At 57.9% G+C, this 14121-nt stretch carries 17 protein-coding genes; 14 read left to right on the top strand and 3 right to left on the bottom strand.

Annotated features, from left to right (window positions below):
- Positions 1-165 precede the first annotated feature (165 nt).
- Positions 166-1269, bottom strand: a complete 1104-nt coding sequence (gene asd, locus IM271_RS09695) for an aspartate-semialdehyde dehydrogenase (protein ID WP_022649649.1) — start codon at positions 1267-1269, stop codon at positions 166-168.
- Between the two features lie 177 nt (positions 1270-1446).
- Here asd and yhgN point away from each other — a divergent pair, with 177 nt between their 5' ends.
- On the top strand, positions 1447-2040 hold the full coding sequence (gene yhgN, locus IM271_RS09690; RefSeq protein ID WP_003861574.1) for an NAAT family transporter YhgN: 594 nt from the start codon (positions 1447-1449) through the stop codon (positions 2038-2040).
- A 63-nt stretch (positions 2041-2103) separates the two neighbouring features.
- Here yhgN and tusA read toward each other — a convergent pair whose 3' ends face one another.
- Positions 2104-2346, bottom strand: coding sequence for a sulfurtransferase TusA (gene tusA / locus IM271_RS09685; RefSeq protein ID WP_032653764.1), 243 nt, complete (start codon positions 2344-2346; stop codon positions 2104-2106).
- A gap of 167 nt (positions 2347-2513) precedes the next feature.
- Between tusA and IM271_RS09680 the strand changes: the two genes are divergently transcribed.
- Both IM271_RS09680 and IM271_RS09675 read left to right on the top strand, forming a co-directional pair.
- Complete coding sequence (locus IM271_RS09680; RefSeq protein WP_028014693.1) at positions 2514-3179, top strand: 7-cyano-7-deazaguanine/7-aminomethyl-7-deazaguanine transporter; 666 nt, start codon at positions 2514-2516, stop codon at positions 3177-3179.
- A gap of 72 nt (positions 3180-3251) precedes the next feature.
- Complete coding sequence (locus IM271_RS09675; RefSeq protein WP_028014694.1) at positions 3252-3809, top strand: DcrB family lipoprotein; 558 nt, start codon at positions 3252-3254, stop codon at positions 3807-3809.
- A gap of 4 nt (positions 3810-3813) precedes the next feature.
- On the opposite strand, the gene IM271_RS09670 is transcribed toward IM271_RS09675, so the two are convergent.
- Positions 3814-5031 carry an MFS transporter gene (locus IM271_RS09670; protein WP_045259375.1) on the bottom strand — a complete coding sequence of 406 codons (1218 nt, stop codon included), beginning with the start codon at positions 5029-5031 and terminating at the stop codon, positions 3814-3816.
- Positions 5032-5176: 145 nt separating this feature from the next.
- Here IM271_RS09670 and IM271_RS09665 point away from each other — a divergent pair, with 145 nt between their 5' ends.
- From IM271_RS09665 to IM271_RS09615, 11 genes are all read left to right on the top strand, one after another.
- Complete coding sequence (locus IM271_RS09665; protein ID WP_041911893.1) at positions 5177-6226, top strand: AI-2E family transporter; 1050 nt, start codon at positions 5177-5179, stop codon at positions 6224-6226.
- 320 nt (positions 6227-6546) lie between these two features.
- Positions 6547-6936 carry a hypothetical protein gene (locus IM271_RS09660; protein WP_182034981.1) on the top strand — a complete coding sequence of 130 codons (390 nt, stop codon included), beginning with the start codon at positions 6547-6549 and terminating at the stop codon, positions 6934-6936.
- A gap of 68 nt (positions 6937-7004) precedes the next feature.
- Positions 7005-8069 (top strand): class I SAM-dependent methyltransferase, encoded by a 1065-nt coding sequence (locus IM271_RS09655; RefSeq protein ID WP_193052510.1) that lies wholly within the window; start codon positions 7005-7007, stop codon positions 8067-8069.
- Positions 8070-8116: 47 nt separating this feature from the next.
- Complete coding sequence (locus IM271_RS09650; protein ID WP_193052509.1) at positions 8117-8839, top strand: beta-ketoacyl synthase chain length factor; 723 nt, start codon at positions 8117-8119, stop codon at positions 8837-8839.
- Positions 8836-9651, top strand: coding sequence for a 1-acyl-sn-glycerol-3-phosphate acyltransferase (locus IM271_RS09645; protein ID WP_193052508.1), 816 nt, complete (start codon positions 8836-8838; stop codon positions 9649-9651). Before IM271_RS09650 ends, IM271_RS09645 begins: the two co-directional genes overlap by 4 nt.
- On the top strand, positions 9632-9889 hold the full coding sequence (locus tag IM271_RS09640; protein WP_028014701.1) for a phosphopantetheine-binding protein: 258 nt from the start codon (positions 9632-9634) through the stop codon (positions 9887-9889). The genes IM271_RS09645 and IM271_RS09640 overlap by 20 nt, the downstream gene beginning before the upstream one ends.
- A gap of 10 nt (positions 9890-9899) precedes the next feature.
- Positions 9900-10151, top strand: a complete 252-nt coding sequence (locus tag IM271_RS09635; RefSeq protein WP_024908875.1) for an acyl carrier protein — start codon at positions 9900-9902, stop codon at positions 10149-10151.
- A gap of 6 nt (positions 10152-10157) precedes the next feature.
- Positions 10158-10745, top strand: coding sequence for a hypothetical protein (locus tag IM271_RS09630; RefSeq protein ID WP_047367210.1), 588 nt, complete (start codon positions 10158-10160; stop codon positions 10743-10745).
- Positions 10738-12099, top strand: a complete 1362-nt coding sequence (locus IM271_RS09625) for an acyl-CoA synthetase (protein WP_193052507.1) — start codon at positions 10738-10740, stop codon at positions 12097-12099. Before IM271_RS09630 ends, IM271_RS09625 begins: the two co-directional genes overlap by 8 nt.
- The gene (locus IM271_RS09620) at positions 12086-12439 is read left to right on the top strand and encodes a hydroxymyristoyl-ACP dehydratase (RefSeq protein WP_028014704.1); all 354 of its coding nucleotides are present in this window, start codon (positions 12086-12088) and stop codon (positions 12437-12439) included. The genes IM271_RS09625 and IM271_RS09620 overlap by 14 nt, the downstream gene beginning before the upstream one ends.
- The gene (locus tag IM271_RS09615; protein WP_048960815.1) at positions 12430-14121 is read left to right on the top strand and encodes a glycosyltransferase; all 1692 of its coding nucleotides are present in this window, start codon (positions 12430-12432) and stop codon (positions 14119-14121) included. Before IM271_RS09620 ends, IM271_RS09615 begins: the two co-directional genes overlap by 10 nt.

Below are 14121 nucleotides of genomic sequence, written 5' to 3'. Positions count from 1 at the left end.
AGTTGATCCTCTCTGCTCCGCCCTACCCTCAGGTGAGAAATAAATCTTCCTTAAAGCATAGCCAACGTCGTGGTTCCTCCTGATAAAAAATAAGACATCTGCGTTTTACTCCATGTAGTACGCAAAAAAAGGGGGTGACAATCACCCCCCGTGTTTAACAAATTATTACGCCAGCTGGCGCAGCATGCGGCGCAGCGGCTCGGCGGCCCCCCACAGGAGCTGGTCGCCGACGGTGAACGCGGAGAGATACTCCGGCCCCATGTTCAGCTTGCGCAGGCGGCCAACCGGCGTGGTCAGCGTGCCGGTAACGGCAGCCGGGGTCAGTTCACGCATGGTGATATCGCGATCGTTTGGTACCACTTTCGCCCACGGGTTGTGCGCGGCCAGCAGCTCTTCCACGGTCGGAATAGACACATCTTTTTTCAGTTTAATGGTGAAGGCCTGGCTGTGGCAGCGCAGCGCGCCGATACGCACGCACAGACCGTCAACCGGAATGGTATTCGCGGTGGCGAGAATTTTGTTGGTCTCCGCCTGGCCCTTCCACTCTTCGCGGGTCTGGCCGTTATCCAGCTGTTTGTCGATCCACGGGATCAGACCGCCGGCCAGCGGTACGCCGAAGTTATCCACCGGCAGCTCGCCGCTGCGGGTCAGCTGAGTGACTTTGCGCTCGATGTCGAGGATGGCGGACGCCGGGTTTGCCAGCTCGGTCGCGACGCTTTGGTGCAGCTGGCCCATCTGGGTCAGCAGCTCGCGCATGTGTCGCGCGCCGCCGCCGGACGCGGCCTGGTAGGTCGCCACGGAGACCCACTCCACCAGGTCCTGCGCGAACAGGCCGCCGAGTGACATCAGCATCAGGCTGACGGTGCAGTTGCCGCCAACAAAGGTTTTCACGCCGTTGTTCAGGCCGTCGGTGATGACGTCCTGGTTAACCGGGTCGAGAATAATGATGGCATCGTCTTTCATGCGCAGTGAAGAGGCCGCGTCAATCCAGTAGCCCTGCCAGCCGCTTTCACGCAGCTTTGGATAGATTTCGTTGGTATAATCGCCGCCCTGGCAGGTCACAATAATGTCGAGTGCCTTCAGCGCTTCCAGATCGTAAGCGTCCTGCAACGTGCCTGTGGTACCACCAAAGGACGGAGCAGCCTGGCCGAGCTGGGAAGTGGAGAAGAAGACCGGGCGGATAGCGTCGAAATCGCGCTCTTCAACCATGCGTTGCATGAGTACAGAGCCGACCATACCGCGCCAGCCGATGAAACCAACGTTTTTCATAGCATTTTTTTCCTGCTGAGGGTGTGTGCTGATTGTGCAAGCCAGTATTGAACTGGGATATGCTTCACATTACAAAATGCTGCCAAAGTCGCAAGCGAAATTAATCGATGATTGCCCGGCAATCAGAAATACAGCTAATTATCATAATAACCATAGAGAGTTTCAGGGATAATTTACATGAGTGAAATCATTTCAGCAGCGGTTTTATTGATCCTGATAATGGATCCACTGGGCAACCTGCCCATCTTCATGTCGGTGCTGAAGCACACCGAGCCGAAGCGCCGCCGGGCGATCATGATCCGCGAGCTGCTTATTGCCCTGCTGGTGATGTTTATCTTCCTGTTTGCCGGTGAAAAAATCCTCGCGTTCCTGAACCTGCGCGCCGAAACGGTCTCCATTTCCGGCGGGATTATTCTCTTCCTGATTGCCATTAAGATGATCTTCCCGAGCGCCGAAGGCAGCAGCAGCGGCCTGCCCGCGGGCGAAGAGCCGTTTATCGTGCCGCTGGCGATTCCCCTCGTCGCGGGGCCAACCATTCTGGCGACGCTGATGCTGCTGTCGCATCAGTATCCGAATCAGATGAGCCATCTGGTGATTGCCCTGCTGATTGCCTGGGGCGGAACATTTATTATTCTGCTGCAGTCGTCGCTGTTCCTGCGCCTGCTGGGTGAGAAAGGGGTAAACGCGCTGGAGCGTCTGATGGGGCTGATTCTGGTAATGATGGCGACGCAGATGTTCCTGGACGGCATCCGGGCGTGGATGAAAGGATGACTTTCTCCCTCTCCCCGTGGGAGAGGGCCGGGGTGAGGGCATCAGGCCGCAGAGGCCGACCACCTACCCCTTACGAATCAAATACCGGTACGGCAGCGTTTCCGTCTGCTGCGCCACCAGCTCATGCTCCATAAAGGTACAAAAACCGGGAATATCGCGCGTGGTGGCCGGATCGTCGGCAATAATCAGCAGCGTTTCACCGGTCTGCATGTTACGCACGGTCTTACGTACCATCATTACCGGCTCCGGGCAGCGAAGGCCCTGGGCATCAAGGGTGTGGTCTGGGCTGGAAAACAGGTCGGTCATGATCTTCTCGGTCAGATAAAAACGGCAGTAGTTTACGCCCCGGCGCGGGCAATGCAAACCAGGTTAACGATTGCGCAAAAACTAACCATTGCAAAGTCCAGCCAAAGCAGTATCATGCTGCGGTTTTTATTGGGTTCCCTCACCCCAACGTATAAAAAGGTCACAATATGACGCAGTTCTCTGAATCACAGCGCGTAAAAGCGTTGTTCTGGCTTTCGCTTTTCCATTTGCTGGTGATCACCTCCAGCAACTACCTGGTGCAGCTCCCGATCTCCATTTTTGGTTTTCATACCACCTGGGGCGCGTTCAGCTTTCCGTTTATTTTCCTCGCCACCGATCTGACCGTGCGTATCTTCGGCGCACCGCTGGCGCGCCGCATTATCTTTGCGGTCATGCTTCCGGCGCTGTTCATCTCGTACGTGATCTCCTCCCTGTTTTACATGGGTAGCTGGCAGGGCTTTGAGGCGCTGACACACTTCAACCTGTTTGTCGCCCGTATCGCCGCGGCAAGCTTTATGGCCTACGCGCTGGGGCAGATCCTCGACGTGCACGTGTTTAACCGCCTGCGTCAGAATCACCGCTGGTGGATGGCGCCGACCGCGTCCACGCTGTTCGGCAACGTGAGCGATACGCTGGCCTTCTTCTTCATCGCCTTCTGGCGCAGCCCGGATGCCTTTATGGCCGAGCACTGGATGGAGATCGCGCTGGTGGACTACTGCTTCAAGGTGCTCATCAGCATTGTTTTCTTCCTGCCGATGTACGGCGTGCTGCTGAATATGCTGCTGAAAAGGCTGGCAGATAAATCTGAAATCACGGCATTGCAGGCTGGTTAAGGGTTCGCTTTATCAGTTGTGATAAGATGGGTGAATGAGCCGCTATGGCCGTTTATCGAAAGGAAGAAGTCAATGCGCAATCTGGTTAAATATGTCGGGATTGGCCTGCTGGTTGTGGGTCTTGCAGCCTGTGATAACAGCGACACGAAAACGCCTGCTCAGGGCGCATCCGCAGAAAGCAACGCGACCGGTCAGCCGGTGAATCTGATGGATGGCAAACTCAGTTTCTCTCTGCCAGCCGATATGACTGACCAGAGCGGCAAGCTGGGCACCCAGGCGAATAACATGCACGTTTACTCCGACGCAACCGGCCAGAAAGCGGTCATTGTGATTGTGGGCGACGACACCAGCGAAGACCTGGCCGTCCTGTCCAAACGTCTGGAAGATCAGCAGCGCGGCCGCGATCCGCAGCTGCAGGTGGTAACCAATAAATCCATCGAGCTGAAAGGCCATAAGCTGCAGCAGCTGGACAGCATCATCTCCGCGAAAGGCCAGACCGCCTGGTCTTCTGTGGTGCTGGGCAAGGTTGATAACAAACTGCTGACCCTGCAGATCACCCTGCCAGCGGAAGATCAGCAGAAAGCGCAGACGGCTGCTGAAAACATCATTAACACCATCGTGATCCAGTAACCCTTCACGACGATGACGTGGCCTCCGGTGCCTGCACCGGGGGCCATTTTTTTAGCCGCCACGTCAGCAGCAGGGCAATTATCACCAGACCCGCCGCGGCAAGATAGATCACCGGTACCCCCGCCCAGGCCATCACCAGCCCCGCCAGCGGCCCGGTTATGCCTAAAGACATATCCATAAATACCGTATAGGTCGCCAGCGCCGCCCCCTGGTTCTGCTGCGGCACCGCTTTAACCGCCACCACGCCCAGTGCCGGGAAGACCAGAGAGAAACCGGCTCCCGCCAGGAAGACGCCAATTTTCGCCATCCAGGGCGCGCTGGCGATGCCGGTTAACAGCAGCCCGACAATCTCTACCGCAAAGCAGATCATCGCCACGTTCAGCCCACCCAGACGGTTGATACCGTTCGGGAAAAGCAGGCGTGCGCCAACAAACGCACCACTGAAAAGGGTTAACGCAAAGGCCGCGCCCTCCCAGCCTTTGGCGTCATAAAACAGAGTAATGAAGGTCGCAATGACGCCGAAGCCGGTGGTCGCCAGGGCCAGCGCCATGCCGTACGGCCAGACGCGCCCCAGCACGGCCCGAAACGGCAGCGGCTTGCCCTTGCTGGCCTTCACCTTCGGGCGCGGCAGCGCAAACAGTATCGCCACAAGCGCGACCGCTATAATGGTCAGCGACAGTCCATACAGACCGCCAAAGGCGTAACAGGCCACGCCAAGCGGCGCGCCGAGCGCCATCGCCCCGTAGGTGACGATCCCGTTCCACGAGATAACCCGGCCAATGTGTGGTGCACCGACAACCCCCACACCCCATAGCGTCGAGCCGGTTCCTGCCAGGCTTTGCCCAATCCCGAGAATGACGCGGCCCAGGCAAAGCAGCGCCAGGCTGACCAGCGGCCAGTGGCTGGTAGCGGCAGCCAGCAGGTAGCTCAGACCACTGAGCAAACAGCCGCACAATCCCACTACCACGATGCTTTTGGGACCGAACAGGTCGGCGTAGCGCCCGGCGTGCGGGCGGCTAAGGAGCGTGGCGAAATACTGCAGGCTGATGACCAGCCCCGCCCAGAACGCGCTAAAACCCATCACGTCATGGACGTAGCCCGGCAGAACCGCCAGCGGCAAGCCGATCGTGAAATAGCTGGCAAAGTTGAAGATAACGACGGAAACAATGCGCAGATTGAGGCGCAATCCGCTCAGTGCCGGTTCGGCGGCAGGTTCTGGCATGGGGTTCTACCTGAATTTTTTGCAACAGTGTTTCACTATTACCACGGAGCAATAAGAAAATCAGCCCCGACTTTCAGATTATCGGTGCCAGACGAAGCGGCCCTAAGGCACTACACTTATCGGGTCATCTTATTAAGGAACGCGCATGTTAGCTCCCCAGCCTGATAAAGCAGGACTCCACATCTTATTAAAACTCGCCTGTCTGGTGGTTATCCTTGCGGGTATACATGCTGCCGCTGACATTATCGTCCAGCTCCTGCTGGCGCTCTTTTTTGCCATTGTCCTCAATCCGCTGGTGACCTGGTTTTTACGCCGGGGCGTGAGCCGCCCGGTGGCCATCACCATCGTGGTTATCGTGATGCTGATTGGCCTGACGGCGCTCTTCGGCGTACTGGCGGCATCGCTGAGCGAATTCTCCACCATGTTGCCGCAGTACAATAAAGAGCTGACGCGTAAAATCGTCGCGCTGCAGGAGATGATGCCCTTTCTTAACCTGCATATTTCGCCAGAACGGATGCTGCGCAGGATGGATTCCGAGAAGGTCATGACTTACGCCACCACGCTGATGACCGGTCTTTCCGGCGCGATGGCCAGCATACTGCTGCTGGTCATGACGGTGGTGTTTATGCTGTTCGAAGTGCGCCATGTTCCGTATAAGCTGCGCTTTGCTTTAAATAACCCGCAAATACACATTGCCGGCCTACACCGCGCCTTAAAGGGCGTCTCCAAATATCTGGCGCTGAAAACGCTGCTAAGCGTCTGGACCGGGATTATTGTCTGGCTGGGGCTGATGCTGATGGATGTTCAGTTCGCGCTGATGTGGGGGGTGCTGGCGTTTCTGCTGAACTACGTGCCGAATATTGGCGCGGTGCTTTCCGCCGTGCCGCCGATGATTCAGGCGTTTCTGTTTAACGGTTTCTACGAATGTATGCTGGTCGGAGCGCTGTTCCTCGTCGTGCATATGGTGCTGGGCAACATTCTTGAACCGCGCATGATGGGGCACCGGCTGGGCATGTCGACGCTGGTGGTGTTTTTATCCTTGCTTATTTGGGGATGGCTGCTGGGCCCTGTCGGCATGCTGCTGTCGGTCCCGCTGACCAGCGTATGTAAAATCTGGATGGAAACCACCAAAGGGGGCAGCAAGCTGGCGATCCTGCTTGGGCCGGGGCGGCCGAAAAGCCGGTTGCCGGGGTAACGTATCTGTCTGTGTAAACGGGTTTATACCGTCAAATACCGCGACGCTCACCGTCGCGGTATTTTTATTTGCGTTAAGGCTTATTTCTTCCGTTTTTTATCAACTCACCCAGATTTCGCTTAAATGCAACACCCCCTTAATGCAAATTAAAAAAAACGGAATGATTAATTATTTTGCGTGATATTATACCCCGCCTTAGCGACGACGTAATGTAAACATTAATATTGATTAAAAACACACCTGACTTAATCCCTAAGCCTGGTGATGCTTATTTGTAAAAAACACTACCTTTAATTGTTATTATTGATATGGAGTTGTTGATGAAAAAGCTCGTTAAATGGTGCACTGCCGCCGTATTCGTTGGCGTACTGGCTGGCTGTGCGCGTACCGCCCCTATCGCTCAGGTTCACTCTGTCGTGAGCGCGGGTCATACTGCCGATCAGGTGAAAACAGCCATTTTGAAAGCAGGCCAGAAGCGTGACTGGATCATGACGGAAGCGGGCCCGGGCGTGATTAAGGGCCGTCTACAGGCACGCGATCACTCGGTCCAGGTGCGTATTCCCTACTCTGCGACAAGTTATTCAATTAATTACGAAAGCAGCCTGAACCTGAAAGCGGCAGACGGTAAAATTCACAAAAATTATAACCGCTGGGTGAACAACCTCGACCACGATATTCAGCTGAACCTTTCTGCGGGTGCCGCGCTGTAATATTTTTCTAAAGTCGGGCCGGACATGGCCCGATAACCTCATTTCTTACCCTGAAAGGTTACGCAACAATGTACGAAAAGGACACGCTCAGCGCGCTGGATGCCATTACCGAAGCGCAACGCATCGCTTTTGCGCCGATGTTATTTCAGACCGCGCTTTGTCTGCGTAACTCGGGCGTTCTCGCCTGGCTCGATAAACAGGGTAATAAGGGGGCAAGCCTCGACGAAATAACCGAAAACAGTACCCTGAGCAGTTATGCCGTCAGCGTATTGTTAGATATGGGATTAAGCGGGCGGATAATTACTTATAAAGATGGTCGTTATTTCCTGGCGAAAGTGGGCCATTTCTTACTCCACGATACCATGACCCGCGTTAATATGGATTTCACGCAGGACGTCTGTTACCAGGGGTTATTTCATCTGGCCGATGCCCTGCAGAAAGAAAAACCGGCTGGATTATCCGTGTTTGGCGACTGGCCAACCATCTATCCGGCTTTATCCCAGCTTCCTGCCCCGGCAAAAGAGAGCTGGTTTGCCTTCGATCATTACTATTCCGACGCCGCTTTTGACGCTGCGTTGCCATATATATTCGCAAGCTCGCCGACAAAATTGTACGATGTGGGCGGAAATACAGGTAAATGGTCGTTACGCTGCTGCCGCTATGACGACAATGTTGCCGTGACGATCCTCGATCTCCCGCAGCAGATAGCGCTGGCGCAGGAAAACATCGAAAAAGCAGGTTTTTCTCATCGTATTGGATTCCATGCTGTCGATATGCTTAGTCCGTCGGCATTGCCGGGAGATGCCGACGTCTGGTGGATGAGCCAGTTCCTCGACTGTTTCTCTCCGGATCAGATTGTCGCCATGCTGACGCGCGTCGCAGAGGTCATGAAGCCTGGCGCACGGTTGTGCATCATGGAGCTTTTCTGGGATGCCCAGAAATATGAAGCGGCGGCTTTCAGCCTGAATGCCACCTCGCTCTATTTCACCTGTATGGCGAATGGCAATAGCCGGTTTTACAGCGTAGAGAAGTTTTATCACTACCTGGAAAGGGCGGGCTTCAGCATAGCACAGCGGCTGGATAACCTTGGGGTAGGTCATACCCTGTTAATTTGCACCAAACGTGAACAATAGCGCAGCCTGGCTGCCCTTTGAATACGGTATTCCGCGGACGCGCGTAGATGAAATTTTCACTGAACATTATTGACTGGCAGGCAAGAGCGCCAGGACTAAGCGATGCCGCAGAGTGGCAGGCGTGGTCGCGCCTGCAGTCGACCATCGACCCGACGGCTCCTCTACCCCGCCTGACCGCGTTACCCATGATGACCGCGCGCCGCCTTAACTCAGGCAGTAAGCTGGCGGTGGATATTGGTCTTGCCATGCTGCAAAGCCACGCCATAGACGCCGTCGTCTATTCCAGCCGCCACGGCGAGCTGGAGCGCAATTACCGTATTCTGCATACGCTGGCGACCGGGCAGGCCGTCTCGCCTACCGACTTCGCCATGTCCGTGCACAATTCCGCGGTGGGCAATCTCACGATCGCCGCTCGCCAGCCTGTTGTCTCGTCATCCATTTCCGCCGGGCTGGACACCTTCCAGCAGGCCCTGTGTGAAGTGCTGAGCCTGCTGCATGCGGGCTACTCCCGCGTCCTGCTGGTGGATTTTGACGGCGCGCTGCCGGGATTTTACCATCCGGCGTTACCGCCGCAGATGCCTACCTGGCCGTACGCGGTGGCGCTGGTGATTGAAGCCGGCAGCGAATGGCAGTGCGAAACCCGCAGCGGCAGCACGGGCGAGGAAGCCGCCCTGCCGCAAAGCCTGATGTTCCTGCAACGCTATCTCCGTGAAGAACGGCAGTTTGTGGTGCCCGGCGAACGTTTGCTGTGGCAGTGGGCGCGCCAATGAACCGCCTGACCGCCCGGATCAACTGGCTATGGCGTCTGGCCATGACCGGATTCTGCTTCGTGCTGTTTGGCGCGGGCGGGCTGCTGTTGTCGCTGGTCTGGTTCAACCTGCTGCTGATTGCCCAGCGCGATCGCGCCAAACGCCGTCGCCTGGCGCGCCGCAGCATCGCGGCCAGCTTCCGCTTCTTCTTAACCGTTGCCCGCGGCATCGGGGTGCTCGACTATCGCATCCACAATCTTGATGCTCTGCGCGGCGATCGGGGCTGCCTGGTAGTGGCTAACCACCCTACGTTAATTGACTACGTGATTCTGGCGTCGGTAATGCCCGAAACCGACTGTCTGGTGAAAAGCGCGTTACTGCGCAATCCGTTTGTCAGCGGCGTTATCCGCGCGGCGGATTATCTAATTAACAGCGAGGCCGAGCCTCTACTCGCCGCCAGCCAGCAGCGTCTGGCCCAGGGCGACACGCTGTTAATCTTCCCGGAAGGGACGCGTACCCGCCCAGGTGAGGCGATGTCCCTCCAGCGTGGCGCGGCAAATATCGCCGTGCGCTGCGGCAGCGATCTGCGGATCGTACTCATCCACTGCAGCGAGCACCTGCTGGATAAAAAAAGCCGCTGGTATGATGTACCGCCCGCAAAACCTGTCTTTACCGTCGATGTGCGCGATCGCGTGAACATCGACGAATTTTACGATGCAAGGCAACAAGAACCGGCACTGGCGGCAAGGCAGTTAAACCGGCACCTGCAGCATCGATTAACATCAGGCCTTCAATCTTTGTCAGGAATTAATGATGCAAGCGCTTTATCTTGAAATTAAGAATCTCATTATCACCACGCTGAATCTGGACGAGCTTACCGCAGAGGATATTGATACCGATGCCGCGCTGTTTGGCGACGGGCTGGGTCTCGACTCTATCGACGCGCTGGAGCTGGGTCTGGCGGTGAAAAACCAGTATGGCGTGGTGCTTTCTGCCGAAAGCGAAGAGATGCGCCAGCACTTCTTTTCCGTCGCCACCCTGGCGTCCTTTATCCACGCCCAACGCGCCTGAGATGTGAACTATGACCGAACAAGAAACCATTTATCAGGAAGTCTGCGGCCTTCTGACCAAACTCTTTGAAATCGACCCGCAGGACATTACGCCCGAAGCCCGTCTTTACGAAGACCTGGAGCTGGACAGCATTGACGCGGTGGACATGATTGTCCATCTCCAGAAGAAAACCGGTAAGAAAATCAAGCCGGAAACCTTCAAATCGGTTCGTACCGTTCAGGATGTGGTAGACGCCGTCGAACAGCTGCTGCGCGAAGAGTAAGACACCGTGCGTGGTGGACGGACGTTCCCGGTCATCCCACTCCTGACGGGGCTGATGCTGCTGTCGTGGCCTTTCCTGATTGGATTTGGGCTGACGCATAACAGCCTGCCGTGGCTGCTGCCGGTGATGGCGCTGCTGTTGCTGCTGCGGCTGCGCCAGGCGCGGCATAACACCGGCCCGATGCGGTATGTGGTGCAGTGCGTGGCGCTGGCGGGGATCGCGCTCTGCGCGGCAAGCTACCTGCTGAAAACCCACCAGTGGCTGCTGTTTTACCCTGTGGTCGTTAATCTTGTGATGCTCGCCGTCTTCGGCGGTTCGCTCTGGACAGCGATGCCGCTGGTCGAACGCCTGGCGCGCCTGCGAGAGCCAAATTTGCCGCCGGAGGGCGTGCGCTATACCCGCAGGGTGACCCTCGTCTGGTGCGGATTTTTCATCGGCAACGGGGCGATGGCGCTGTATACCGTCCTGCACGGCGACATGCATCTGTGGACGCTGTGGAACGGTATGGTGGCTTACATCCTGATGGGGACGCTGATGGCGGCAGAGTGGCTGGTGCGCCAGCGGGTGATAAAAAAAGAGATGCAGAATGACTAACCCCCTTCCGCTGGGCCAGTGGTTAAACGCGCCCCGCCCTGACGACACGCCCGTCGCCTGGCTCGACGATCGTACCTGGACGCTGGGCCAGCTGCGCCACGACGTGACGTTACTGGTCGACACCCTGCGTCAGCAGGAAGGCGAGCGCTGGGCGCTGTGCTTTGAAAACAGCTACCTGTTTATCGTTGCGCTGCTGGCCTCGCTGCATGCCGGTAAAACGCCGGTCATTCCCGGCCATAGCCGCGTTTCGCTGCTTGAGGAGCAGCAGCCGCTGTTTAGCGGCGTCCTGAGCGATCGGTCCCTCGATATTGACGGGCAGCTGATTGTGGTAGCCTCCCGCCACCAGACGATCGCCCGCTGGGTACCCCTGCCGGAGATTAACGAAAACCGCTTCGTCGAGCTGTTCACCTCCGGCTCCACGGGAATGCCGCGCCGGGTGGTTAAGCACATCGTCAGCCTGGATCGCGAAGCCCGCCTGCTGGCTGACCGCTTCGGCGAACGCCTGGCTGGCTGTAGCGTTGTGGCCTCCGTCGTCCCGCAACATCTCTATGGCCTGACATTTCGCATCGTACTGCCGATGGCGATGGGCCTGCCGCTGCATGCCGCGATGCTCTACTACGCAGAACAGCTGGCCGCCCTTCCTCATGACCGGCATTACCTGTTCATCAGCAGCCCTGCGTTCCTGAAGCGCCTGGATACCGAACTGGCCGCGCCGCCCGTCAGGATGCTGATTTCCGCGGGCGGAATGCTGCCCTGGCGTGATGTCTCCACCACGGTTGGCTGGCTTAACATCTGGCCGGACGAAATTTATGGCAGCACCGAAACCGGGATCCTCGCCTGGCGCCATCGCGTGGAAGATAACCTGCCGTGGCTACCCTTCCCCGGCGTAAACTTCCATCAGGAAGATGACGCCTGCCGCGTCACTTCGCCGCTTATCCATGAGGCTGAAGGACTCCAGCTGGACGATATCCTCCACTTCGACAGTGCGGGGCTGTTTAGCATCGCCGGTCGTCGCGGGCGGGTGGTCAAAATTGAAGAAAAGCGCATCTCGCTTAACGAGATTGAGCGTCGCCTGCTGGAGCTCGACGGCGTTTGCGAGGCGGCTGCGCTGCCGGTTACGCGCGGGGGCCGTCAGGGGATTGGCGTCCTGCTGGTGCTGGATGAGGCGGTTCGTCAGCGCTGGCATCTGCAGGATAAAAAAGCCCAGGAGTTCGCCTGGCGACGCGCCCTGCTGCCGTGGCTTGAGCCGGTCGCCGTTCCACGCTACTGGCGCATTGTCGATGAGATACCGGTAAACAGTATGAACAAGCGTGTCTATGCGCAGTTAGAGGAGTTATTTCATGAAAATTCATGAAATCGAGCGCCATCAGGCACAGCCGGAGAAGCTGGAGATCGTGTTGCATCTCGACGCCTCTCTGTTCTGGTTTCAGGGCCATTTTGCCGTACAGCCGCTGCTGCCCGGCGTTGCGCAGCTTGACTGGGTGATGCACTACGCAACGACCTTACTGGCACCGGGCTACCGCTTTCACAGCATTCAAAACGTGAAGTTCCAGGCGCCTCTGCTGCCGGAAACCACGGTGACGCTGGTGCTTGAGTGGCATGCCGGGCGCAAACTGCTGACCTTCAGCTACCTGCGTCATGACGGGGCTGAACGCCATACCGCCAGCAGCGGGAAAATTCGTCTATGTCAGTAACCTTCCGCCCCTGCGTGCTGATCCCGTGCTACAACCACGGCGCCACGATGGCCAGCGTGCTGTCGCGCCTCTCGCCGTTTGGCCTGCCGTGCCTGGTGGTGGATGACGGCAGCGAAGCCGCCACCCGCCAGGAGCTTGAGCGGCTGGCGGCGGAACAGCCGCAGATGACGCTGGTCCGTCTGGCGCAAAACGCCGGCAAAGGTGCCGCGGTCATCAGGGGGCTGGAGGAGTGCGCGCGTGCGGGCTATACCCACGCCCTGCAGGTGGACGCGGACGGCCAGCACGCCATCGAAGATATTCCCAAAATGCTGGCGCTGGCGGAGCGCCACCCGGACGCGCTGATTTCCGGCCAGCCCGTTTACGATGATTCTATCCCGCGCTCGCGGCTCTACGGGCGCTGGGTCACCCACGTCTGGGTATGGATTGAGACCTTATCCCTGCAGCTTAAAGACAGTATGTGCGGCTTTCGGGTCTACCCGGTCTCGCCCACGCTGCGGCTCGCCGCGCGTGAAACGCTCGGTAAACGGATGGACTTTGATACCGAAGTGATGGTCCGTCTCTACTGGCAGGGCAACACCAGCGTCTTTCTGCCCACCCGCGTGACCTATCCGCAGGACGGGTTGTCCCACTTCGACGCGTTGAAAGATAACGTGCGGATCTCCCTGATGCATACCCGGCTGTTCTTCGGCATGCTGCCCCGCATTCCCGGCCTGCTCTTCCGTCGACGCGGCCAGCACTGGGCGCAGCAGGACGAGGTTAAAGGCCTGTGGGGCATGCGCCTGATGCTGCGTGTCTGGCAGCTGCTGGGGCGGCGGGCGTTTACCGTGCTGCTGTGGCCGGTTATCGGCGTCTACTGGCTGATCGCGCGTCCGGCGCGGCAGGCTTCGCGGCAGTGGATTGCACGCGTGAAGCAGGTGCTGATGCAGCGGAACATGCCTGTTCCAGAACAGCTCAACAGCTTTTTCCATTTCATGCGCTTCGGCAACGCGATGCTGGACAAAGTCGCCAGCTGGCGCGGCGAGCTGAAGTTTAAGCGCGACGTGGTCTTTGCTCCCGGCGCGAGCGAAACGCTTAATATCGCGGCGCCGCAGGGCAAGCTGCTGCTGGCCTCGCATCTTGGCGACGTAGAAGCCTGCCGGGCGCTGGCCCAGCTGGACGGCAGCAAAACCATCAACGCCCTGGTCTTCAGCGAGAACGCCCGGCGTTTTAAGCAAATTATGAGCGAAATGGCGCCCCAGGCCGGCGTGAATTTGATGTCGGTCACCGACATCGGCCCGGACACCGCCATTGCCATCAAAGAGAAGCTTGAGCGCGGAGAATGGGTCGCGATCGTGGGCGACCGCATCGCCGTCAACCCGCAGCGTGGCGGCGAGTGGCGGGTGATCTGGAGCCCGTTCATGGGCCAGCCCGCACCGTTCCCTCAGGGGCCGTTTATCCTGGCCTCCATCCTGCGCTGTCCGGTGGTGTTGATTTTCGCCCTGCGCCAGCAGGGTAAGCTCGTCCTGCACAGCGAGCCGTTTGCCGACCCGCTGATCCTGCCGCGCGGGGAACGCCAGCAGGCGCTGCAGGCTACCGTCGATCGCTACGCGCAGCGGCTGGAGCATTACGCCCTGATGTCGCCGCTCGACTGGTTTAATTTTTTCGATTTCTGGCATCTGCCAGAGTCCCGAGAGAAGGAGTAA

This window comes from Enterobacter cloacae complex sp. I3 (assembly GCF_014896175.1).
Classification (GTDB): Bacteria; Pseudomonadota; Gammaproteobacteria; order Enterobacterales; family Enterobacteriaceae; genus Enterobacter; species Enterobacter bugandensis.
Note: the sequence above shows the minus strand (reverse complement) of the source record. Positions and strands in the feature narration are given on the sequence as shown.

Excerpts from the sequence above, each read along its gene's own strand:
- IM271_RS09665 (WP_041911893.1), top strand. The coding sequence starts at position 5,177 with ATGTTAGCTCCCCAGCCTGATAAAGCAGGACTCCACATCTTATTAAAA.
- IM271_RS09675 (WP_028014694.1), top strand. The coding sequence starts at position 3,252 with ATGCGCAATCTGGTTAAATATGTCGGGATTGGCCTGCTGGTTGTGGGT.
- IM271_RS09645 (WP_193052508.1), top strand. The coding sequence starts at position 8,836 with ATGAACCGCCTGACCGCCCGGATCAACTGGCTATGGCGTCTGGCCATG.
- IM271_RS09670 (WP_045259375.1), bottom strand. The coding sequence starts at position 5,031 with ATGCCAGAACCTGCCGCCGAACCGGCACTGAGCGGATTGCGCCTCAAT.
- IM271_RS09650 (WP_193052509.1), top strand. The coding sequence starts at position 8,117 with ATGAAATTTTCACTGAACATTATTGACTGGCAGGCAAGAGCGCCAGGA.
- IM271_RS09680 (WP_028014693.1), top strand. The coding sequence starts at position 2,514 with ATGACGCAGTTCTCTGAATCACAGCGCGTAAAAGCGTTGTTCTGGCTT.
- IM271_RS09620 (WP_028014704.1), top strand. The coding sequence starts at position 12,086 with ATGAAAATTCATGAAATCGAGCGCCATCAGGCACAGCCGGAGAAGCTG.
- asd (WP_022649649.1), bottom strand. The coding sequence starts at position 1,269 with ATGAAAAACGTTGGTTTCATCGGCTGGCGCGGTATGGTCGGCTCTGTA.
- IM271_RS09615 (WP_048960815.1), top strand. The coding sequence starts at position 12,430 with ATGTCAGTAACCTTCCGCCCCTGCGTGCTGATCCCGTGCTACAACCAC.
- IM271_RS09625 (WP_193052507.1), top strand. The coding sequence starts at position 10,738 with ATGACTAACCCCCTTCCGCTGGGCCAGTGGTTAAACGCGCCCCGCCCT.
- IM271_RS09635 (WP_024908875.1), top strand. The coding sequence starts at position 9,900 with ATGACCGAACAAGAAACCATTTATCAGGAAGTCTGCGGCCTTCTGACC.
- tusA (WP_032653764.1), bottom strand. The coding sequence starts at position 2,346 with ATGACCGACCTGTTTTCCAGCCCAGACCACACCCTTGATGCCCAGGGC.
- IM271_RS09655 (WP_193052510.1), top strand. The coding sequence starts at position 7,005 with ATGTACGAAAAGGACACGCTCAGCGCGCTGGATGCCATTACCGAAGCG.
- yhgN (WP_003861574.1), top strand. The coding sequence starts at position 1,447 with ATGAGTGAAATCATTTCAGCAGCGGTTTTATTGATCCTGATAATGGAT.
- IM271_RS09660 (WP_182034981.1), top strand. The coding sequence starts at position 6,547 with ATGAAAAAGCTCGTTAAATGGTGCACTGCCGCCGTATTCGTTGGCGTA.
- IM271_RS09640 (WP_028014701.1), top strand. The coding sequence starts at position 9,632 with ATGCAAGCGCTTTATCTTGAAATTAAGAATCTCATTATCACCACGCTG.